Annotated in this window: 16 protein-coding genes; 12 read left to right on the plus strand and 4 right to left on the minus strand. The window is 35.6% G+C overall.

The features are described 5' to 3' along the window. From ACEN2N_RS02065 to ACEN2N_RS02095, 7 genes are all read left to right on the plus strand, one after another. The gene (locus tag ACEN2N_RS02065; protein ID WP_441822760.1) at positions 1-2,172 is read left to right on the plus strand and encodes an OmpA family protein; all 2,172 of its coding nucleotides are present in this window, start codon (positions 1-3) and stop codon (positions 2,170-2,172) included. A gap of 97 nt (positions 2,173-2,269) precedes the next feature. Further along, a complete protein-coding gene (locus tag ACEN2N_RS02070; protein ID WP_441822761.1) occupies positions 2,270-2,587 on the plus strand; it encodes a cupin domain-containing protein in 318 nt (105 codons plus the stop codon). A 54-nt stretch (positions 2,588-2,641) separates the two neighbouring features. Then, positions 2,642-3,427, plus strand: a complete 786-nt coding sequence (locus ACEN2N_RS02075; RefSeq protein WP_441822762.1) for an SDR family oxidoreductase — start codon at positions 2,642-2,644, stop codon at positions 3,425-3,427. Between the two features lie 260 nt (positions 3,428-3,687). Next, positions 3,688-4,287: a GNAT family N-acetyltransferase gene (locus tag ACEN2N_RS02080; RefSeq protein WP_441822763.1), complete on the plus strand. Its 600-nt coding sequence runs from the start codon at positions 3,688-3,690 to the stop codon at positions 4,285-4,287. Positions 4,288-4,326: 39 nt separating this feature from the next. Further along, positions 4,327-4,833, plus strand: a complete 507-nt coding sequence (locus tag ACEN2N_RS02085) for a hypothetical protein (RefSeq protein WP_441822764.1) — start codon at positions 4,327-4,329, stop codon at positions 4,831-4,833. A 24-nt stretch (positions 4,834-4,857) separates the two neighbouring features. After that, positions 4,858-5,265 (plus strand): hypothetical protein, encoded by a 408-nt coding sequence (locus ACEN2N_RS02090; protein ID WP_441822765.1) that lies wholly within the window; start codon positions 4,858-4,860, stop codon positions 5,263-5,265. Positions 5,266-5,548: 283 nt separating this feature from the next. Next, positions 5,549-11,596, plus strand: coding sequence for an alpha-2-macroglobulin family protein (locus ACEN2N_RS02095; protein ID WP_441822766.1), 6,048 nt, complete (start codon positions 5,549-5,551; stop codon positions 11,594-11,596). Positions 11,597-11,764: 168 nt separating this feature from the next. Here the strand turns inward: ACEN2N_RS02095 and ACEN2N_RS02100 are convergent, their stop codons facing one another. Then, positions 11,765-13,813, minus strand: a complete 2,049-nt coding sequence (locus ACEN2N_RS02100) for a M13 family metallopeptidase (RefSeq protein WP_441822767.1) — start codon at positions 13,811-13,813, stop codon at positions 11,765-11,767. Positions 13,814-14,092: 279 nt separating this feature from the next. Between ACEN2N_RS02100 and ACEN2N_RS02105 the strand changes: the two genes are divergently transcribed. Next, positions 14,093-14,824 carry a carboxypeptidase-like regulatory domain-containing protein gene (locus ACEN2N_RS02105; RefSeq protein ID WP_441822768.1) on the plus strand — a complete coding sequence of 244 codons (732 nt, stop codon included), beginning with the start codon at positions 14,093-14,095 and terminating at the stop codon, positions 14,822-14,824. Then, positions 14,824-15,831 (plus strand): transglutaminase domain-containing protein, encoded by a 1,008-nt coding sequence (locus ACEN2N_RS02110; protein ID WP_441822769.1) that lies wholly within the window; start codon positions 14,824-14,826, stop codon positions 15,829-15,831. The genes ACEN2N_RS02105 and ACEN2N_RS02110 overlap by 1 nt, the downstream gene beginning before the upstream one ends. A 2-nt stretch (positions 15,832-15,833) precedes the next feature. Here ACEN2N_RS02110 and ACEN2N_RS02115 read toward each other — a convergent pair whose 3' ends face one another. The 3 genes from ACEN2N_RS02115 to ACEN2N_RS02125 form a co-directional block, all read right to left on the minus strand. Then, positions 15,834-16,352, minus strand: coding sequence for a DUF4136 domain-containing protein (locus tag ACEN2N_RS02115; protein ID WP_441822770.1), 519 nt, complete (start codon positions 16,350-16,352; stop codon positions 15,834-15,836). Positions 16,353-16,418: 66 nt separating this feature from the next. Next, on the minus strand, positions 16,419-17,420 hold the full coding sequence (gene obgE / locus ACEN2N_RS02120; protein ID WP_133686411.1) for a GTPase ObgE: 1,002 nt from the start codon (positions 17,418-17,420) through the stop codon (positions 16,419-16,421). Positions 17,421-17,690: 270 nt separating this feature from the next. Beyond that, the gene (locus tag ACEN2N_RS02125) at positions 17,691-18,800 is read right to left on the minus strand and encodes an adenylate kinase (protein WP_423997885.1); all 1,110 of its coding nucleotides are present in this window, start codon (positions 18,798-18,800) and stop codon (positions 17,691-17,693) included. Between the two features lie 136 nt (positions 18,801-18,936). On the opposite strand from ACEN2N_RS02125, the gene ACEN2N_RS02130 reads away from it, so the two are divergent. The 3 genes from ACEN2N_RS02130 (at position 18,937) to ACEN2N_RS02140 (ending at position 22,681) form a co-directional block, all read left to right on the plus strand. After that, a complete protein-coding gene (locus tag ACEN2N_RS02130; protein WP_441822771.1) occupies positions 18,937-20,091 on the plus strand; it encodes a 5-(carboxyamino)imidazole ribonucleotide synthase in 1,155 nt (384 codons plus the stop codon). Between the two features lie 5 nt (positions 20,092-20,096). Further along, entirely contained in the window at positions 20,097-20,588 is a 492-nt protein-coding gene (gene purE / locus ACEN2N_RS02135) for a 5-(carboxyamino)imidazole ribonucleotide mutase (RefSeq protein WP_423997881.1), read from the plus strand. Between the two features lie 71 nt (positions 20,589-20,659). Then, entirely contained in the window at positions 20,660-22,681 is a 2,022-nt protein-coding gene (locus ACEN2N_RS02140; protein ID WP_441822772.1) for a M3 family metallopeptidase, read from the plus strand. The last annotated feature ends 143 nt before the right edge of the window (positions 22,682-22,824 follow it).

The following is a 22,824-nucleotide window of genomic DNA, read 5'->3' on the forward strand; positions in this document are numbered from 1 at the left end:
ATGAAAAACTTACATATTTATATCATCCTATTATTAGGCATTTTTCAATCTGCCTGGTCACAAGACTTAAAACGTGCCAACGACCTATTTGAAAAGAAATATTATGCAGATGCCATTGCTTTGTACGAAGCGGCATTACCTAGCAACAAAAGCAGTCTGGTCGTAAAAAACTTGGCAGACAGCTATTACCATACTTTTGATCTAAATGCTTCGGCACGTTGGTATCGCTACCTTATTTCCAATTATGGCGATACGGTAGATGAGCAATATTATTTTAAGCTAAACCAGTCTTTAAAAGCCATTGGTGAGTATGACGAAGCCGCACAGGTATTTTTTGATTATTACACCAAAGAAGGTAATACGGCGCTATTGCAACAATTGAAAGAAGAAAATATATACCTAGAAAATGTAAAAGCAATTGGTGATCGTTTCACAATTGCAAACAGTAACCTGAATACGACTACATCAGAATTTGGGGCAATGCAGGTAGGCGATGCTATTTGGTACACTGCAGCACATAAAAACTCAGCTTCGAAAACATACCGGTGGAACAATCAGCAGTATCTAGATATTTACACACACCCAATAGATCAAGAACAACTGGGCGATAGTATTAGCGTTAGCTTATCAAATACTATTAATACAAAATTGCACGAAGGCTCTTTTACGGTTTCACCCAACGGAAACACCATGTACTTTACCCGTAACAACTATAACCATGGTAAGCGTAAAACCGATGATCAAAAGGTTTCTAATTTAAAGATTTACAGCGCTAGTTTAGTTGATGGCGAATGGAAGAATATTACCGAGCTCTCATTCAATAGCGACGATTATTCTAATGAGCACCCTGCTTTAAATGCTGATGGTACAAAATTATATTTTTCTTCGGATAGACCTGGCGGATTCGGTTCTTTTGACATTTATGAAACAAGCCTACAAGCCGATAATACATTTAGCACTCCTGTTAATTTAGGTAGTGTAATTAATACAGACAAGAAGGAGCAATTCCCTTTTATATCTTCAGATAATTCTCTTTATTTTTCATCGAACGGACACCCAGGTTTCGGACTTTTAGATGTTTTTATTTCAAAAAATAAGAATGGCACTTTTCAGCATCCAGATAATTTAGGGTTACCAGTTAACAGTGGGTATGATGATTTCTCGTATGTATTAAATACTGATAATGCATCGGGTTATTTTGCAAGTAACAGACCATCTGGTAAGGGAAGTGATGATATCTATAGTTTTAGCGTAACCAAAGAGTTATCAATTGAAGATTGTGAACAATTTATTACCGGTATTATAACAGATCGTACCACTACCCTACCATTAGCCTTTGCAAAAGTGACATTACTAAATACAGAAAACGAGGTAATATCAACATGCATTACTAAAGAAAATGGCGTGTTTGATTTTGATATTGTCTGTGAAGCATCCTACGAAGTAAAAGCAGAAAAAGACGGTTATGAAGGTAATGCCAAGAACATCCGCAGTTCAAAAGAAAGAAATGCCGAACATGACGCTTCTATGCCTTTATATTCCGTCCTAGAAAAACAAAAAACAGAAGCACTGGCATTACAAGAAAAGCAAGAAGCCGAAAAGCTACGTACAGAACAGATAGCTGCTAAAAAGCTAGAAACAGATAAAAAAGCGGCACTGTTAGCAGAAAAACAAGGTATAGAAGAAGCAGCACGTTTAACTCAACAGCGTATAGCCGAAAAAGCAAAGGCAGAAAAAGCATTGGCAAAGAAAGTAGAGGATGCCATAAAGACCGAAAATGCACTTGTAAAAGAAGAAGATAGAACAGTAATACAGACCGAAGAAATACATTTCGATTATAGCCTTTGGTACCTAAGAAGAGAATCGCGCGAACGTTTACAGACCGTAATCGATATCATGAAAAAGAACCCAGGTATGATTATAGAAATTGGCACCCATACCGATATTCGGGGTAACAAAGGGTATAACAAAGACCTATCGCAAAAACGAGCCGATTCTGCCAAAGACTTCTTAATTAAAAACGGAATTGAATCTGGCAGAGTGGTTTCAAAAGGATACGGAGAGTCAAAACCTATTGTAATTTGTGCAACAGAAGAAGCCTGTTCAGAAGAAGACCATGAGTGGAACCGACGTTGCGAATTTGTAGTTATTGGGTGGGATTATGTTGAATAACCGCATACCAAAAACCAGATTTAAATACGCATTTTAAGAACAGCTACTTTACGATTGCGATAGATTCGAGTATCTTTAGTTTAAAAATCAACAATCGATGAACTTGAATCTATCTACCATACCATCAAAAGAAATTATGCCCGGTTTACATGGCAAATTGGTACACTCAGAACTGATGAGTATAGCCTTTTGGGATGTAGAAAAAGGCGCAACAGTACCTGAACATTCTCACATGAACGAGCAGATCATGCATGTTATGGAGGGTGATTTTGAATTTACACTAGATGGCACTACCAAAATATACCGCCCTGGCGATATTGTAATAATTGCCGCGCACAAAAAACACAGCGGTGTTGCCTTGACCGCTTGTAAATTGTTAGATGTATTTAGTCCTACAAGAGAAGAGTATCGTTAGTTATTGGTTGTTTACTTTGACTACGCTCAGTTACCCAATCTAAAATAATAAGAAATGAACATATCGTTAAAAAATAAAAAAGCATTAGTGGGTGGCAGTAGCGCAGGTATCGGCAAAGCAATTGCGATACAGTTAGCGGCAAGTGGCGCCAGCGTAACTCTAATGTCTCATAGCGAAGAAAAGTTAAACCATATCGTTAATGACTTGCCAACAGACCAAGGTCAGCAACATCAATATCTAGCCGTTGATTTCAATAATTTTAAAGATTATAAAAAGGTAATCAGCACCTATTTTGAAAATAATACGGTAGATATATTGGTAAACAATACTCAAGGTCCGACAGCAGGTAGTGCTTTAGAGAAAAAAGTAGATGATTACCAAGTAGCTTTTGACCTTTTGTTCAAAACAGTAGTCTTTACTACAGAATTGGCATTGCGGTCAATGATGAAGAACAATTGGGGCAGGGTTATTAATGTTGCCTCTGTGTCTGTTAAAGAACCATTATCATACTTAGCACTATCTAACTCTATTAGAGCTGCCGTAGTCACTTGGGCCAAATCTTTAGCTACCGATGTTGGCAAACATAATATTACCGTAAATAACGTGCTAACCGGGTATTTTGATACTGACCGTATTGCGCAACTTAATGCCAAAAAAGCGGAACAATTAGGTATTGAACAAAGCCAGGTAAGAAAAGAAATGGAATCTAGAGTTGCAGTGCAACGAATTGGCGACCCAAAAGAATATGGTTATTTAGTTGCATTTTTAGCATCTGATAACGCCGCTTATATTACGGGTATAAATATGCCAATTGATGGCGGACTTTTAAAATCGCTGTAGTTATTCAATATTTAGTATTTACCATTTTCAACAGTATTTTAGGGATACGAATAAAACAATCGTACAGCAACTAGTTTGTCAATCGGAGATTTTAGTATGTAACAAAAGTTACGTGTTAGTCACAAAAACCTTTAATTATTGAATTTGATTTTAAAATAATCAAGTAAAAACAAGAAAATAAAAGAAATCAGAACAAACCTGAAAACTCAGTGCTTTCTATTAACTTGCCAATTATAGCCAAACCTTGCAACTAATTAAAAATGAAACCGAAACTACTAAAAACAAAAATTCAACTTGAAAATGATCGTGTACTCTTACTCCCTTTTGAGGATAAACGAAATCAAGAACTCAAAGAAATAATCTTCGATAAGGATATCTGGGAATTTATGGGTATAAGTATAAATAACGAACAGGGCTTTGAAAATTACATCAATAAAACCATTAAAGATAAGAACAATGGTTTGTGCTATCCTTTTCTTGTTATTGACAAACTAACCAATAAAGTTTCTGGAAGCACCAGATACGGCAACCTGAATACCGCGAGCCAAAAATGTGAAATTGGCTGGACTTGGTACGGAACCGAATTTCAAGGCACCGGTATAAATAAAGCCTGTAAATATGAATTATTGAAATATGGCTTTGAAAAAATCGGATTTAGAAGAATACAGTTTAGTGCTGACAAAGCTAACTTAAGATCATTAAAAGCAATTGAAAAACTTGGCGCACAAAAAGAAGGGGTTTTTAGAAATAATTACATTGCATCTAATGGCGAAAGTAGAACCGATGTATATTATAGTATAATAAAAGAAGAGTGGAGTAGTCTTAAAGATGAACTCTTTTCTGAATTCGAAACCTATTAAGATTTTTAAAGTAATAGCTACAGAATTTCTAAATAGAAAATGAAAAAAATAGCAATTGGTTGCGGAATATTTTTAGTGCTGGTCATTGGTACTGTTACTTTACTATTCTATATAATTACTAGACCTAAATACAGAGATGTATCTACAGAGCAACCATTTTCTGATATTTTAAGCCAGCAATTAACTACGAAAAGACCTACTTTAATTTTAAATGATGATTTGCCTAGATATGAAGACTACAACTATCATTTAGAAGATGGTAGTAGTTTTGGCATGAACTCTAGTTTAGAGGTAATTGCCGAAATACACACTGGCACAGAAATACACATAGACAAAATAGAAATACATACCAATAGAGTTAGCGGCACATCTAGCGCTTATATTTTTGGCACAGTGTATAGTAAAGAAAAACAAGAATCCTATGCTTTTCAATATACTTGGGGCGATTACCATCTGTTATATGAAGACAAGCCTTACTGGACTTTTGACCTTGCCTTTTGGCAAGACGAACCATTGACTGAGAAGTATTTTATAGATCTACCTTGATATTTATAAAGAAACGATGTTATAATGAAACGTTTTATTCATGTTACCTTTTTACTTTTTATGATTTTAAGTACTATTTCGTGCGATAAATCTACCATCGATGGTGAATGGGATGATAACATACATCTTTCTGAAAAAAACATAACTATTTCAGCGGAAGCAACTACTGTTCTCATTACTACAGAAGGTAGTTCTTGGTGGATTGCCGGAATACTATTTTATGATGATTCAGATTATGATATTTCTGATACTGATACTACACAAGAAGATTTTGTGATAGCAACGGAAGACTTTAGCATTGAAAGAAAAAATGCGAAAGAGATACATGTCTCAATGACGCAAAATAACACAGGTTCAGAAAGAACCTTAACAGTATCGCTAAAAGCTGGTAATTATTTTGACGGATTTAAAGTACATCAATCTGCCGACTAATTCTTAGGTGCTGAACATAGTAGCATCAAACGTTCAATAATTCAGCGCATCTTCAGCATTATCAGTGCGTGATTTTGACAATCAATAAACAGTCAATGTATGTGATGGAAATTACATTACCCTATTCTTATTATTATCGCCTTCTAAAACTTTGAACAACCTTACCTACCTAATCGAAAAGTACGTTTCACTCATTAATCATTGCATATAAAATTAACTTGGCACAGTTTTGTATCGTAATTTTATAATGATGAAAAAGATATATCTAATTTTAACGGTGTTCATGTTTTCACAGTTTGGTAATTCTCAACAGAACACTTCTTTCGACCAACTTTGGAAACAGGTTAGAGATTTTGAAGATGAGAACCTTTCCAAATCTGCTTTGAAGCAGATAGAAGCCATATTTAAAAAGGCGAAAAGTGAAAAAAATGAGGTACAGACTATAAAGGCACTTCTTTATAAATCTGGCTTCATTAATAAACTTGAAGAAGATGCCAACTTAAATATTGTCAATGATTTCAAATCAGAAATAGCAACTGCAGATAGTGCAACGAAAAGCATTCTGCATAGCCATTTGGCAAACTTATATTGGCAATATTACCAACAGAACCGATATCAATTTAATAATAGAACCAAGACAGATGATAAGGTTGATTCTGTAGATTTTAGAACCTGGGATTTAGATACGATTTTTAAAGAAATAGATTATCATTTTACTACATCCTTAGAAAATGCTAGTACTACTCAGCAACTTATTATTTCAGATTTTGATGAAATTTTAGACAAAAAAGAAGAAAATCGAAAGTATAGACCATCGCTGTTTGACGTTCTCGCACATACCGCTTTACAATTTTACACGACTAGCGAAAATAGCATCAATAAACCTGCGGATACTTTTGAGATTGACAACGAAGCTATTTTATGCGAGGCATATACTGCTAGCTTTTTAAATTTTGATGATGGTAAAAATCTGTCATTACAATCTAGAGCACTTGAAATTTACCAACAACTAGTAGTATTCCATTTTGGCAATCCAGATATGAGTCCGTTAGTATTGGTAGATATAGACCGATTACGCTTTATTCATGCAAATGCAACTTTCAATAATAAAGACAATCTATTTCTTGAGGTTTTGCAGAATTCAGCCGAAAACATAAAACATAGTCCGCTATCGAGTTTATACACTTTTGAAATTGCACTTCAATACCAAAAATTAGGAATCACCTATGCTCCTAAGACAAATGAAGAAAACCAATGGAAATTAAAAGAAGCCATTGCACTTTGCGATGATGTAATTGCGAGATTTCCTAAGAGTTTAGGTGCTCAGAAATGCATGGTCTTAAAATCTGAAATTCAAAATACCAATATTCAAATCACATCAGAAAAGCATATACCGACCAACACGGTAAGCCGAATATTGGTTAGTTATAAAAATATGGAGCGTCTGTCGTTAAAGGCTTACCAAATTACTCAGAAACAATTAAAAGAGCTTAAAGAATTATATCAAGACAACAAGAAACAAGACTATATAAAAAATCTGCCTGTCGCTAAAACTTGGTCGGCATCTTTAAAAACAGAATACGATTATCAGACGCATAGTACTGAAATCTCTATGCCTGCTTTAGAAAATGGAAATTATGTGATAGTTGCAGAATCTGGCGATAAAAAAGCGAATACATTTAGCTTCACTATTGTTCAGGTAACCAATTTAGCAGTAATAGAAACGCAAAACCTTACACATCAGTTCTATCAAGTAATCGATCGTAATAACGGCAAACCTATTGCTGGTGCAGAAGTTATTTTGAGTTATCGAAAAAATTATAAAGAAACCATAAAGCGTAAAACGTATACCACAGATAAACATGGTAACATCACTATCGAAAAAAACGAAGAAAATTGGAACGACATTTCTATAACCGCTAAAAAGAATAATGATACTGCATATTTTGGAGAGTACTACGTAAACAGAAGGTATGCGCAAAATGAAGAACGAATTAACTATTCGTGCTTTCTATTTACTGACAGAAGTATTTACAGACCAGGTCATCCCATATATTTTAAGGGTATAGCCATTAGCCAAGATAAAGGTGTATCTAAAGTTTTAGAGAACACTGAAATTAAAGTTACGCTGGCAGATGTTAACGGACAAGAATTAGAAACTCTCCCGTTGACCACCAATGATTATGGTTCTATTTCGGGTGAATTTATACTTCCAAATTCCGGACTCACAGGTCAGTTTTCTATTCGTGTTTCTTCAACAAAATATAGTTTAAACGGTTATACCGGCATTTCAGTTGAGGAGTATAAACGACCTAAATTCGAAACAAATTTCGAACCAGTTAAAGACACCTATAAGGTCAATGATAGTATAACGGTAATTGGTAAAGCAACCGCATATTCAGGTAGTTCCATCTCAGATGCAAAAGTAGTTTACCGTGTAAAAAGAGTCGTGAATTTACCAAGATGGTATTATTGGTTCAGACCCTATTTTAATGGCTCTTCTCAAGAAATTAAGCAAGGCGAGACCGTTACCGATGCAGCAGGTAATTATAAAATAAATTTTAAGGCAATACCCGATAATAGTATTAAGAAAGAAAATCTGCCCACTTTTAATTATGAAGTAACAGCAGATGTAACCGATATAAATGGAGAAACTAGAAGTACAGTTACGAATGTTGCAGTTGGCTATCATGCGTTAAACGTAAATTTAGATGTTCAAGAATCTATTGACAAAACCCTAAAGGGTACAGGCTTTACTATTACCAGTAAAAATTTAAACGGAAAATTTGTAGCGGCAACAGGCGATGTAAAATTATATAAGTTACAGGCACCTGAAAATGTAATACGCCCCAGACAATGGGTAGCCCCAGATTACCAAAGTTTTTCAAAAGATGAATTCCTGACGCTTTATCCGCATGACGCTTTTGAAGACGAAGATAATTCTGCCAATTGGATAAAGGGTAAAATGATTTGGCAAACAAACTTTGATACTCAAAACTCAAAGGAAATCAATTTCGGTAAAACCAAGAATTGGGAGTCAGGAAAATATAGATTAGAATTAAACTCAAAAGATAAATTCGGGCAAGCAGTAAAAGATATCGCCATTATTACATTTACTGGTGACGAGCAAACATTAGCTGATAACCAGTTATTTCAAATAAAAACAGATAAAGCACAATATAAGATTGGGGATAAAGCGCAAATAACATTTCTTTCAAGTGCTGAAAATCTGAATATTTATGTAAGGGTTGAAAAAAGTAATACCATAGTTGACGAAAAGTTAATTACGTTGAACAACAATTCAAAAACCATATCGATACCTGTTACCGAAAATGATTTAGGCGGATTTGTAGTTACTTACGGTTATGCATTTGCCAATTATTATGAATGGAACACACATAATATTCTTGTACCCTACCCTTCTAGCGATTTACAAATAGAGACTACGACCTTTAGAGATAACATTGCTCCGGGTGTTGATGAAACTTGGTCTTTTAAGATTAAAGGTCCTAAAGGTGAAAAAGTAAGTGCAGAGTTATTGGCAAGTATGTACGATGCTTCTTTAGACCAGTTCAGACCTCATTTTTGGAGCTTTTATCCGCTAAAAAGACCATATTACTATTCGCGAATTAGAACGAATGCTCATGACAGCTTTTCGACCAGCAGCTTCTATACATTTTCGAACTATGAAAACATGAGCTACCCAAGTCTAAATTTTGATTCGTTCAATTCGTTCGGGTTAGATTTTATGTCACAAGGGAACTTCTATGAATCGAGAGCTATTAGTTATAGTTCTGCACCCATGAGAAAATCAATGATGGCAGACGATGCTGCATTAGATGAAACTGTCGTTGTTGGCTATGGTTCTATTGAAAAAGAAAGTGAATTATCAGGTGCTGTTGCCGGTGTTAAACCTACAGCATTAGAACCTGAGAAAGAGAAAGAAGATTTTGGATCCGTTACTATTCGTGAAAATCTACAAGAAACCGCTTTTTTCTTCCCTACTTTACAGACAGATAAAGAAGGGAATGTATCATTTAATTTTACCACACCTGAAGCATTGACCCGTTGGAATTTACAACTCTTGGCACATACCAAAAATTTGGAAAGCACGATAACAAATTTATCTACGGTAACCCAAAAAGAATTGATGGTGACGCCAAATGCACCACGATTTTTACGTGGGGGCGATGAGATAATAATTAGTACTAAAATTTCTAACCTAACAGAAAAACTACTTTCTGGTCAGGCAAAATTAGAATTGACAGATGCGGTAACAGGTGCAGATATTTCAAAACAATTGTTAGCGACTTCTAATACACTAGAGACAAACTCTTTTGAAGTGGATGCTATGGGGAATACCCAAGTATCATGGAGATTGAATATTCCTGAAGGATTGCAATCCGTTCAATATAAATTCATAGCAAAGGCAGGTGATTTCTCTGATGGTGAACAAAACATGTTGCCTGTATTATCAAACAGAACTTTGGTAACTGAATCATTACCAATGTGGATTCGCAGCAACCAAACCAAGACGTTTACTTTAAACAAGTTAAAAAATACCTCATCGACTACACTGAAACACCATAAGCTGACTTTAGAAATGACATCTAACCCAGCTTGGTATGCAGTACAGGCTTTGCCGTATTTAATGGAGTACCCGTATGATTGTAACGAGCAGACATTCTCAAGGTATTACGCAAATTCATTGGCTAGCCATATTGCAAATAGCAACCCAAGAATTCGTGAAGTATTTGATCAATGGGCAAATTCAGATGCCTTACTAAGCAATCTAGAAAAGAACGAAGAACTGAAATCCCTTCTCATTCAAGAAACACCTTGGTTACGCGATGCACAATCTGAAACCCAACAAAAGAAAAGAGTCGGTTTATTGTTCAATTTAAACAAGATGAAGAACGAGCAACAATCAGCTTTAAACAAGCTTGTTCAAAATCAGAATTCAAATGGTGCATGGTCTTGGTTCAATGGTGGTCCAGATAACAGATACATCACCCAACATATAATTTCGGGTATGGGTCATTTGAATCATTTGGTTACTTCGGCTACGCTAAGCGACCAAAAATCGTCAACTTTGTTCAACTCTCAATCAGAAATGATTGAAAATGCAATTTCATATTTAGATGAGGAGTTTGTGAAAGAATACGAACAAATGAAGAAACATACATCGAATATTAACGATGATCACTTAAGTGCAAATCAGGTTCACTATTTATACATGCGTAGCTTTTTTAAGGATATTAAAACCTCTAAGAAAGTAGATGAGATATCTAGTTACTACATAACCCAAGCAAAGAATTATTGGGCAAAAAGAGGTTTGTATGCACAGGGAATGCTTGCTTTAATATTACATAGGAAGGATGACGCAAAAACATCTGCTAAAATTCTACGGGCATTAGAAGAAAATAGTATTACCAGCGATGAATTGGGCATGTATTGGAAAAGTAATATCAGCTCATGGTTTTGGTATCAAGCACCTATAGAAACACAAGCTTTGCTGATTGAAGCCTTCTCTGAAATTCGCCCGGCGGATATTGAAACGGTTGATAATCTTAAAATATGGTTACTTAAAAATAAGCAGACCAATCAATGGAGCACCACCAAAGCAACGACCGAAGCAGTATACGCTTTATTACTACAAGGTAGCGAGTGGTTATCGGTTACAGATGCTGTTGAGGTTTTGGTGGGCGGAGAGAAAATTAACCCTTCAAGATTAGAAGATGTAAAGGTCGAAGCAGGAACAGGCTATTTTAAAACTTCTTGGAACACCACTGAAATTAAACCAAAAATGGGTGAAGTACAAATTAGCAAAAAAGGCAACGGAATTGCTTGGGGAGCTATGTACTGGCAATATTTTGAGGACTTAGATAAAATTACAAGCGCTGAGACTCCGTTAAAATTAAAGAAGAAAATATTCTTAAAAAAGAATACAGATTCTGGCGAAGTAATTTCTGAAGTAACCGACAACACTACATTAAAAGTAGGCGACTTGGTTAAGATTAGAATTGAACTGAGATCCGACCGAGATATGGAATTTATACATATGAAAGATATGCGTGCAGCAGGGTTTGAACCTGTAAATGTTATCTCTAGATACAAATGGCAAGACGGCTTAGGGTATTACGAAAGCACAAAAGATGCAAGTACCAATTTCTTCTTTGACTATTTACCAAAAGGGATTTATGTATTTGAATATGATGTACGTGTAAATAATGCCGGAGATTTCAGTAATGGCATTACTACCATACAAAGTATGTATGCACCAGAGTTCAGTAGTCATAATGAAGGAGTTCGTGTAACGGTGGAAAATTAACCCAATTACGAACAAAGTGAAGTAATCTACTTATGAGCAGACTAAAAACTCACCAACCACTGAAAACAAACAGATTCACACGTCGCGAAAAACTCCACGCAAAAACGTATTGGAACAAAAAAAAGGCGCTACAATGTAGCGCCTTTTCTTTATAAGATTATTAAAGTCTTACCAAATACTAACTCTCTTTTCAGGAGCTAAATACATAGCATCGCCTTCTTTAATATCAAAAGCATCGTAAAACTCTTGAATGTTTAATAGAGGTTGTGTAGCTCTAACCATACCAGGAGAGTGTGGATCAGTTTTGATTTGAGTTCTTAAAGCCTCATCTCTACTCTTAGTTCTCCAAACTGTAGCCCAAGACATAAAGAAACGTTGTTCTGCAGTAAAGCCATCAATATCTTCAGGACGACCGTTTTCAGCGTAGTATTTTTGAAGTCCGTCATAAGCACCTAGCAATCCGCCTAAGTCACCGATATTTTCACCTAAAGTGAATTTACCGTTTACATAAACTTCTGGCAATACCATAACACTATCATACTGTACCGCTAAAGCATCAGCTCTTTCAGTAAAAGCAGCTAAATCAGCTTCTGTCCACCAGTTTTTAAGATTTCCATCAGCATCGAAACGGGAACCACTATCATCAAAAGCATGCGAAATTTCATGTCCAATAACAGCACCGATTCCACCATAATTTACAGCCTCATCAGCAGTATAGTTATAGAAAGGTGGTTGTAGGATCGCAGCCGGAAAAACAATCTCATTGTTCAACGGATTGAAATAAGCATTTACAGTCTGTGGAGACATTCCCCATTCTGTTTTATCAACAGGCTCACCAATTTCTGAATAATTCTTTAACTCGCCCCACTTACTAACAGCAGTCATATTATCAAAGTAAGACTTATCAGCAGAAACTTCCATCGTAGAATAATCTTCCCATTTATCTGGATAAGCAATCTTCACAGTGAATTTATCTAATTTCTCGATTGCCTTTGTTTTTGTAGAATCGCTCATCCAATCTAAAACAGAGATACGTTCTTTAAAAGCATCGATAACATTGGCAATCATTAATTCAGCTTTAGCCTTAGCTTCTGGCGGAAATTTAGCATCAACATATAATTGACCTAAAGCTTCACCAACAGTACCGTTTACAGTTGCCAATGCGCGCTCATCTGCAGCACGTTGCTCTTTGGCACCACTTAAATATTTGCTGTAGAATTCCCAATCGGCAGTTTCGATATCTGTGGTCAGTTTACCAGCAGCACTATTAAAAGTATCCCATCTTACTAAAGTTTTAATATCATCAATAGGTGTAGTTTTTAAAAACTTGTCTAAAGCTTCGGTATATCTTAATTGCGTAACCAAAAGTGTATCGAACTTTTTAGTAATACCTAAATCAGCGATTAGTTTTTTCATGTCGATAGTAGACATCATCTTATCAACCTCAGCAATAGTTCTAGGATTATTATAATTTCTAGCATCTCTACGTTCGACTTTATTTAAACGTGGCTCAGCCAATTGCGTTTCTAAAGCCAAAATTTTATCTGCAGCTTTCGTTGCATCAGCTTCAGAATCACCTAATTTCTGTAACATTTTAGATACGTGCTTTTTGTACTCTTCACGTATTTCAACAGATTTCTCATCTTCATCTAAGTAGAAATCACGATCAGGCAATCCTAATCCGTTAGCACCTAAATACACAGCATTCATGCTACTGTTATTTAAATCTGCACCTGCACCAATGTTCAAGAACGGAGAAGATACAGCTGCATTGGTTGCCAATACCGTTTGTAAATCATTTAAATTCTTTACCGAAGCAATTGCTTCAAAGGCTGACGTTAATGGCGTAATACCTGCTTTGTTTCTAGCTGCAGAATCTAACTTAGTATCAAAAATCGCCAAAGCTTTCGCTTGATCGGTATCTGCAGCGTAGTTTCCACTTTCTTTCGCAGTAGCCAATATTTTTAATACATCGTCATCGGTTGATTTACGAAGTACACTGAAACCACCCCAGCTTGTTCTGTCATCTGGAATTTCGGTAAACTTCATCCAATTTCCATTCACGTAGTTGTAGAAATCTGATTTAGGACTTTGAGTGGTATCCATGTTCGCTAGAACGATACCAGGTATTGTTTCTACTTCAGCAGTAGGTTTCGCTTCCTCTTTACAAGAAGCCAGCGCTACCAAACCGGCAGCAAAAAAATAAATTTTTTTCATTTTGTGTGAGTTAGTTTTAAACGTGTCTATAATATGACGTTTGTTTTGAGTTTTGTTACAAAAATAACAGGATTTTACTGTCAAAAAATTTATTTAGCTATCATTTGATAACATTAACATTTGATAACCATCCTTTTAACCCTTTAAATAAGCGCATAAAAAATTAAAAATAGCTTCAAAATCATGTTGACTCATTGAAAGTGCCACTACACTCATTCTACATTTTATAAGAATGAGGTTCACCATACTTTAGAGGTGTACTAATAAAACAACCGTATTATGAAAAGCACATTAACAATTGACGTAAAAAAACCATGCAAAGAAAAATTCACTAATTTTAGTAAAACCGAAAAAGGTGGTTTTTGCCAAAGCTGTGAAAAAGAGGTTGTTGATTTTACCAAGTTATCAGACAGTGAGATGATCAGTTACATCACCTCTACCAATAAAAAGAACTGTGGTATGTTCAAACCATCGCAACTAAAAACCTATGAAACCAATACATTACAACATATGACCAATTCTATGTTACATAAAGGAATAGCAATGATGAGTTTTTCTCTACTTGCATTATGCGCTACCGAAGTTAAAGGTCAAGAATCTGCAAGTATAGAACCCCCAATTGAAGTAGTATCTACAGACATTATGGGCGATATATCATATGTTGAAATTTTTCAAGAAAAGCACACTGTAACCGGTACCATTGTCGATGAAGCAAATGAACCATTACCTGGTGTAAATGTGGTATTGAAAGGAACCACAGTAGGAACACAGACAGATTTTGACGGTAAATTTGAATTTCCTCAACAACTAGTAGAAAATGACATTCTAGTACTTAGCTTTATAGGTTACAAAACTAAAATCTACAAAGTCGCAGCAAATGGGAATTCTATCATAGATATCAATATTACATTTGATGAATACGATATGGTAATGATGGGCGATATAGTGATTGGCGGAACTTACAAAAGCAAAAGGAATATTTTTCAAAAGATTGGAGATATTTTTAAATAATGAGAATTTCCATATTATCTTTTTTCCTCTCATTTTCGTTAATGAGTTTTGCCCAACGCACAGATTTTAATCATATAGATTTTAAAAAGGCAGATAGCGTAGCTCATTATTATAAAGATGCCAGCTTAAAAAATTTACCCGTTCTTACCCATAATTTAACAGTAGCATTAGAAACCGATGTAGAAAAATTTAGGGCAATATATACGTGGATAAGCTCCAACATTGCCAATGATTATTCTTCTTATATAAAAATAAGCAACAAGAGAAAAAGGCTTGCCAAAGACAGGCAAGCCTACTTAGATTGGAACACAAGTATTACACCAAAAGTATTTAAAAGTTTGTTAGAGGATCGAAAAACTGCCTGTACCGGTTATGCATATTTAGTAAAAGAAATGGCAAATCTTGCAGGGTTTACATGTAATATTATTGATGGCTACGGCCGTACACCTAACCTATTGTTAAAAGAAGATAGCCCACCCAACCATTCTTGGAACAGTATTGAAATAAATGACAAATGGTATCTATGTGATGCGACTTGGTCTGCCGGGCAAACAATGGTCATTAATGGTACGCCATTATTTCAACCAGATTATTTCGATGGATATTTTCTTGCTGATCCTGAGTTATTCGCAAAAAATCATTTTCCAATACATAAAGAAGAAGTTCAACCTATAAATAAGGACAATCTAAATACTTTTATTGCGGGACCAGTAATTTATAAAGAAGCTTTTTTAACACCGATAATTCCTGTTGCACCAACAGAAATGTATCGCAATATTCAAAAAGGCAGGTCGGTTACTTTTAAACTGCAGGTTCCTAAAGATTTTATTGGAAATGCGCAGCTTTTTCTTAATACAGGTGGGAACCAAAAAAATGGGAATCCGAATATTATAAGGAAAGAAGGTGAAATAAATTTAGTACAACACTTTGAAAAGAAAGGGCTGTACGACGTGCATATTTCAGTCGAAGATCAACTGATAGCTACTTATGTCATTAAGGTAAAATAGGGTTATTCTGGAGGATACTTGCTAAATATCTTATCGACAACCACCTGTAGTTTTTCTGATTTTTCTTGAGGTGTATCACCCTCACGAAACGGACTCTCGCTAACGGCTTGCCAAATCAACATATCTTTGTTAGAATCAACAAAATCAATTTGTAGTTCTCTGGTCATTTTTGGTCCGCCTACAGGAATACCGATAGATACTCCACCTCCGATACCACCATTACCACCACCGAGTCCGACACCAACATTATTTGCTGGTTGCGATTTAAAAACGCTACTTTTTATATTGATAAAAATATCTGGTTCTTCAGCAAACTGGTATCCTTTTTCGCCCAAGGTAGCATCTAAAGCATCCATTAATCTTTTCTCGTCCAATTCACTTAGACCAGTTTCCATATCACCAAAATAGTTATAGGTAGCATATGCCGTAAAATCGGTCTGATTATCGTAATCATAATTAACCCTCGCTGATCCGCAAGAAGTTAAAATTAGTAGTAGAACACTAAAAAAAAGGATTCTCATGATATTGGCTTTCCTTAAAATTAAAGAAAATAAAAGAGTAAGATACTATTTTATGAAGGTATTCGATTAAGCGTTAAGCATCGCCCAAAGCTTATCTTTCAATTCTACGATACCCATTTGTGCCACAGATGAAATAAACATAAATGGAGTACCATTTAAATCTTTATTGAGTTCTTCTCTCATTTCATCCATTAATTCATCATCTAGCATATCGCTTTTTGAGATACAGATAAGGCGTTCTTTATCTAACAATTCTGGATTATACCTTCTTAACTCATCGAGTAGAATCTCATACTCCTTGCTAATGTCTTTGCTATCTGCAGGAATCAAGAACAACAAATTGGCGTTACGCTCAATATGTCTTAAAAAGTAGTGACCTAAACCTTTACCTTCAGCAGCACCTTCTATAATACCAGGTATATCTGCCATTACGAAACTCTTGAAATCGCGGTATTCTACGATACCTAAGTTAGGTTTCAAGGTAGTAAACTCGTAATCTGCAATTTTAGGTTTTGCAGAAGTAATTACAGATAATAAAGTAGATTTACCCGCATTAGGGAAACCAACAAGACCAACGTCTGCCAATACTTTAAGTTCTAAAAGAAACTCACCTTCAAGACCGTCCATACCAGGTTGTGCATATCTTGGTGTTTGGTTTGTTGCTGTTCTAAAATGCCAGTTACCACGACCACCCATACCGCCTTTCAGCAGAATTTTCTCTTCGCCATGTTCTGTAATTTCAAAAAGCACATCTTTGGTTTCAAAATCTTTAACAACGGTGCCTAACGGCACATCTAAATAAACATCTTCCCCATCTGCCCCTGTACTACGACTTTTACTACCGTGCTCACCATGACCGGCTTTAAAATGTTTGGTATATTTAAAGTTGATCAAAGTCCAAAGATTCTCGTTACCTCGCACAATTATATGTCCGCCACGACCTCCATCACCACCATCAGGTCCACCTTTGGTAATAAATTTTTCTCGGTGCAAATGCACAGATCCCTTGCCTCCTTTACCAGAAGTCAAACCCACCTTTACATAATCTACAAAATTGCCTTCTGTCATGGTATACTTTTAATTATTCGATACACCCATTATTTGGGGTGTACAGCTAGCAAATTATTTACGAAATAAATGAATATTGCTGGTCGTTGTTCTATAAGCCAAAATCTAAAGAGTCATCTATGTAAAAAACATAAATTAGATATATTATGGCAATTATTATAAATGTCAAAATAGCAAAACCTACCGTAAGCATGCAACTCTTTAAACCATCCTTAGGTCTTATTACTTCGTCTGGCATAGGTATGTTCTATAATCCGTTTTAGAAATTCTTTACTCTAAATCTTCTATCACCTTTGTTAAACGCTCGGTAATTTCAGCTAAAGTCCCGATTCCGTCCACACTATAGAATTTATCTTGAGATTCGTAAAACTCCTTAACAGGGGTAGTTTTTACATTATACTCTTCAAAACGGTTTCTAATTTTGGCAACATCTTGATCATCACTACGACCACTAACTTTACCACGTTCTAATAGGCGCTCCAATAACACTTCATCGTTGGCTTCTAATGCAATGGTAGCATTGATTTTCATGTCTTTAGACTCCAAAAAATTATCAAGAGCTTCGGCTTGTGCTGCAGTTCTTGGGAAACCGTCAAAAATAAATCCGTCTGCATCAGGGTTCTTCTCCACCTCTTCTTGTAACATTTTAATGGTCACCTCATCTGGAACCAAATCTCCTTTATCAATATATGACTTGGCTAAAGTTCCTAAATCCGTTCCGTTTTTGATATTGAATCTAAAAACATCTCCGGTAGAAATATGCTTCAAATTATATTTTTCTTTTAGGAATTCTGCTTGCGTGCCCTTGCCGGCTCCTGGCTTACCAAAGAGTACAAGATTAATCATATGTTTCTGGTTTAGTTGGTATACTTCTTTTAAATTTCTTCCTTGTTCTTTATAATCTAGACCATAACCAACAATAAAATTATCGGGTATTGCCAAGCCAAAATAGTCAATTGCGTATTCGCCTTTATATACATCTGGCTTATAAAAAAGACTGGCTATTTTAAATTCTTTCACCTTGGTTTTAGAAAATAAATGCACCAATTTCTGCAAGGTACGCCCTGTATCAATAATATCTTCTAAAATAATAACACTACGCCCTTCAATATTTTCTGGCACATCTAACAATGTCTCTACAATGCCCGTAGATGTTAAGCCTTGGTAAGAGCTAAGTCTTACAAAAGAAACTTCGCAAGGGTGCTCATAGGCTTTCATTAAATCTGAAATGAACATGAATGACCCGTTCAACACACCAACAAAAATGGGTGTCTCATCTTTGTAATCTTCGGCAATTTTATCGGCAACCGTTTTTACGGCCTGTAAAATTTCAGATTCGCTTAGATAAGGTTTAAAAAACTTGTCGTGAATTTGTATCAATTTTCATAAATTATCAAGGTTTGCAAAGATAAGGTATTGCCTTGTGTTTTTGATTAGAAAGGAATTGGTTTCTAAGATTTAACCGTATTTTTGTTGTACTTAAGGCGTTTTCTCAACTGCCAAAAGCAACAATTATATGGATTATTTTTCTTCAGGTTTTAAATTAGGCATTTTAGGTGGTGGTCAACTCGGTAAAATGATGTTGTACGAAACCCGAAAATGGGATATTTACACTAAAGTATTAGATGCTTCTTCTGAAGCACCAAGTAGAATGTCGTGTAATGAATTTGTACAAGGCAGTCTATTAGATTTTGATACGGTATACAATTTTGGTAAAGACGTAGATGTACTAACCATAGAGATAGAAAATGTAAATCTTGATGCTTTAGAAAAATTAGAGGATGAAGGTGTAAAAGTATACCCGCAACCAAAAGCATTACGCATTATTCAAAATAAGGCAAAACAGAAATTGTTTTATGTAGATAACGAAATACCTACTGCAGATTTTCAGCGCTTTGCCTACTTGAGTGAAATTGAAGATAGTATTGAAAACGGAGGATTACAATTTCCATTTGTGTGGAAAGTAGCTCGATTTGGGTATGACGGACAAGGAGTTAAAGTTGTTCGTAGTTTAGCCGATTTGAAAGGATTACCTGCAGGAGAATGTATTACCGAAACTATGATTCCGTTTAAAAATGAACTAGCGGTTATTGTTTCTAGAAATGCTGAAGGTGAAATTAAAACATACCCAGTGGTAGAGATGGAATTTCACCCAGAAGCAAATCAAGTAGAGTATGTTATTTGCCCTGCTCGTATTGATGAAAAAGTAGCTGAAAAAGCACGCTCATTGGCATTGAAAGTTGCTGAGAAAATCGGACTCACAGGTTTGTTGGCTGTCGAAATGTTTCAGACAGTAGATGATAAAATATTGGTAAACGAAGTAGCACCAAGACCACATAACAGTGGGCATTATAGTATAGAAGCTAGCTACACGAACCAATTCGAACAACATATACGTAGTATTCTAGGCTTACCGTTAGGTAACACCGATAGTAAAGTTGCAGGTGTTATGGTCAACTTAGTAGGCGCCGAGGGTCATACAGGTGATGTTGTTTACAAAAATATAGAAGAAATTTTAGCGATGGAAGGTGTTACTCCGCATATTTACGGAAAAGCACAAACAAGACCGTTTCGTAAAATGGGTCATGTTACCATAGTTAACAATGATTTAGCAAAAGCAAGAGCAATTGCTGAAAAAGTAAAGGAAACAATTCAAGTGATTTCAAAATAAAAAACATGAGTAAAGTAGCCGTAGTAATGGGTAGTACAAGTGACATGCCCGTAATGCAAGATGCCATAGATATTTTAAGAGGATTTGATATAGAGGTCGATGTAGATATTGTATCTGCCCATAGAACACCAGAAAAATTATTCGATTTTAGTAAAAATGCACACACTAACGGCTATTCTGTTATTATCGCAGGTGCTGGTGGTGCCGCACATTTGCCTGGTATGGTTGCTTCTATGTCTCCGTTACCTGTAATCGGAGTTCCTGTAAAAAGCAGCAATTCTATCGATGGCTGGGATTCTATTCTTTCTATTCTTCAAATGCCCGGTGGTGTACCGGTTGCTACTGTTGCGCTAAATGGCGCAAAAAACGCGGGAATTTTAGCTGCACAGATTATTGGTAGTTCAGACAAATGTGTTTTAGATAAAATTATTCTATATAAAGAAGGTCTGAAGCAAAAAGTTATCGATGGCGCAAAAGCAGTAAACGGTAAACAATAAACAGTTAATACAACGAATTTTAATCTATTTGATTGGTCTTGAATTTGACCCCTTGAACTTGAACTTGAAATATGAATCCATTATTATCCCCTTTCGATACCGCTCCGTTTTCACAAATAAAAAATGAGCATTTTAAGCCTGCATTTTTACAATCTATAGAAGATGCAAGAGCAGAAATAGATGCCATTACAGAAAATACAGATGCTCCGACATTTGAAAATACATTAGAAGCATTAGAATTTTCTGGTCAGCAATTGGACAGAATATCAAGTGTATTTTTCAACCTGAATTCCGCCGAAACAAATGAGGAGATTCAGAAAATAGCGCAAGAGGTTTCTCCGTTATTATCAGAATTCGGAAATGATATTACATTAAACGAAGCATTATTCAAAAGAGTAAAAACTATCTATGACCAAAAGGATTCTTTAGACCTTACGGTGGAACAAAAAACATTACTAGATAAAAAATACAAGAGCTTTAGTAGAAACGGTGCTAATTTATCCGAAGAGAAGAAAAATCGCTTAAGAGCTATAGATGCCAAGCTTGCCAAGTTGAAATTGACGTTCGGCGAGAATGTACTTGCTGAAACCAATAAATATCAATTGCACCTAACGGATGAAGTTGATTTAGACGGATTACCAGAAGGTGAAAAGGAAGCTGCAGCACAGTTGGCAATTTCAAAAGGAAAAGAAGATGGTTGGATGATCACGTTAGATTACCCAAGCTATATTCCGTTTATGAAATATGCCAAAAACAGAGAGTTAAGAAAAGAACTTTCAATGGCGTTCGGTAGTAGAGCATTTCATAATGACGAATTAGACAATCAAAAAAATGTTCTTGAAATTGCAAAATTACGTTTTGAAAGAGCCAATTTATTAGGCTACAAAACACACGCTAATTTTGTTCTTGAAGAGCGCATGGCAGAGACTCCAGAAAAAGTACATTCATTTTTAAACGAATTGCTTTCGAAAGCCAAACCTGCTGCAGAGCGTGAGTTTAAGCAATTAGAAGATTTTGCAAAAAAACTAGATAATATCGACCGTTTAGAAAAATGGGACAGCAGTTATTATTCTGAAAAACTAAAGCAAGAATTATTCAATTTAGATGACGAAAAGCTGAAGCCGTATTTTAAGCTTGAAAATGTCATTAACGGTGTTTTTAAAGTAGCAGAAAACTTATTTGATTTACAGTTCGAAGAAGTACATGACATTGAAAAATACCATGACGAGGTTAAAACGTATAAGGTTTACGATGCCGATAAAAATTTCGTATCACTTTTTTATGCCGATTTTCACCCAAGAGCAGGTAAACGAGGTGGCGCATGGATGACCTCATACAAATCGCAATGGAAGCGAAATGGCGAAAATGTGCGTCCGCATATATCGAACGTGTGCAACTTTACTCCGTCAACAAAAAGCAAGCCATCATTACTGACTTTTAACGAGGTTACTACTTTGTTTCATGAATTTGGTCATGGTTTACATGGCATGCTAGCAAACACCACCTACCCTAGCCTATCTGGAACATCTGTATTTTGGGATTTTGTAGAATTACCGAGTCAAGTTTTAGAAAACTGGTGTTATGAAAAAGAAGCATTAGAATTGTTTGCAAAACATTATGCAACCGGGGAAACCATACCTATGCAGCTGGTTGAAAAAATAAAAGAATCTGCCACTTTTCAAGAAGGGATGCAGACCTTACGTCAATTAAGCTTCGGATTATTAGACATGTCTTGGCATGGTGTTGACCCTACAGGCATTACCAATGTAAAAGCACATGAAGATGAAGCTTTTAAAGATACAAGCCTTTACCCAGAAACACCGGATACGTGTATGAGTACAGCATTCTCTCATATTTTTCAAGGAGGATATTCATCTGGCTATTACAGTTACAAATGGGCAGAAGTTTTAGATGCGGATGCATTTGCTTACTTTAAAGAAGAAGGAATTTTCAATAAAGAAGTTGCCACTAAATTTAAAGACAATGTATTGTCACAAGGCGGTACCGAAAACCCAATGACACTTTACAAAAGATTTAGAGGAGCAGAACCAAAGGTTGAGGCATTGCTAGAAAGAGCAGGGTTGTTGAATTAGCTTGAACTTAAAAGTATATAGCATCTTTACTTTAAAATGAAAAAATAGCCTGATATTGACTTATGAATATAATTCAGATTCTATATCAGGTTAAATTTGTTCAATAAATAAGAAACTACCGGATTTAATTATTGATATTGCTA

It is taken from the genome of Maribacter spongiicola, from assembly GCF_052119685.1.
Classification (GTDB): Bacteria; Bacteroidota; Bacteroidia; order Flavobacteriales; family Flavobacteriaceae; genus Maribacter; species Maribacter spongiicola_A.

What these genes read in the sequence shown, in the direction of transcription:
- ACEN2N_RS02065 (WP_441822760.1), top strand. Translation starts at nt 1, where the DNA reads ATGAAAAACTTACATATTTATATCATCCTATTATTAGGCATTTTTCAA.
- ACEN2N_RS02070 (WP_441822761.1), top strand. Translation starts at nt 2,270, where the DNA reads ATGAACTTGAATCTATCTACCATACCATCAAAAGAAATTATGCCCGGT.
- ACEN2N_RS02075 (WP_441822762.1), top strand. Translation starts at nt 2,642, where the DNA reads ATGAACATATCGTTAAAAAATAAAAAAGCATTAGTGGGTGGCAGTAGC.
- ACEN2N_RS02080 (WP_441822763.1), top strand. Translation starts at nt 3,688, where the DNA reads ATGAAACCGAAACTACTAAAAACAAAAATTCAACTTGAAAATGATCGT.
- ACEN2N_RS02085 (WP_441822764.1), top strand. Translation starts at nt 4,327, where the DNA reads ATGAAAAAAATAGCAATTGGTTGCGGAATATTTTTAGTGCTGGTCATT.
- ACEN2N_RS02090 (WP_441822765.1), top strand. Translation starts at nt 4,858, where the DNA reads ATGAAACGTTTTATTCATGTTACCTTTTTACTTTTTATGATTTTAAGT.
- ACEN2N_RS02095 (WP_441822766.1), top strand. Translation starts at nt 5,549, where the DNA reads ATGTTTTCACAGTTTGGTAATTCTCAACAGAACACTTCTTTCGACCAA.
- ACEN2N_RS02100 (WP_441822767.1), bottom strand. Translation starts at nt 13,813, where the DNA reads ATGAAAAAAATTTATTTTTTTGCTGCCGGTTTGGTAGCGCTGGCTTCT.
- ACEN2N_RS02105 (WP_441822768.1), top strand. Translation starts at nt 14,093, where the DNA reads ATGAAAAGCACATTAACAATTGACGTAAAAAAACCATGCAAAGAAAAA.
- ACEN2N_RS02110 (WP_441822769.1), top strand. Translation starts at nt 14,824, where the DNA reads ATGAGAATTTCCATATTATCTTTTTTCCTCTCATTTTCGTTAATGAGT.
- ACEN2N_RS02115 (WP_441822770.1), bottom strand. Translation starts at nt 16,352, where the DNA reads ATGAGAATCCTTTTTTTTAGTGTTCTACTACTAATTTTAACTTCTTGC.
- obgE (WP_133686411.1), bottom strand. Translation starts at nt 17,420, where the DNA reads ATGACAGAAGGCAATTTTGTAGATTATGTAAAGGTGGGTTTGACTTCT.
- ACEN2N_RS02130 (WP_441822771.1), top strand. Translation starts at nt 18,937, where the DNA reads ATGGATTATTTTTCTTCAGGTTTTAAATTAGGCATTTTAGGTGGTGGT.
- purE (WP_423997881.1), top strand. Translation starts at nt 20,097, where the DNA reads ATGAGTAAAGTAGCCGTAGTAATGGGTAGTACAAGTGACATGCCCGTA.
- ACEN2N_RS02140 (WP_441822772.1), top strand. Translation starts at nt 20,660, where the DNA reads ATGAATCCATTATTATCCCCTTTCGATACCGCTCCGTTTTCACAAATA.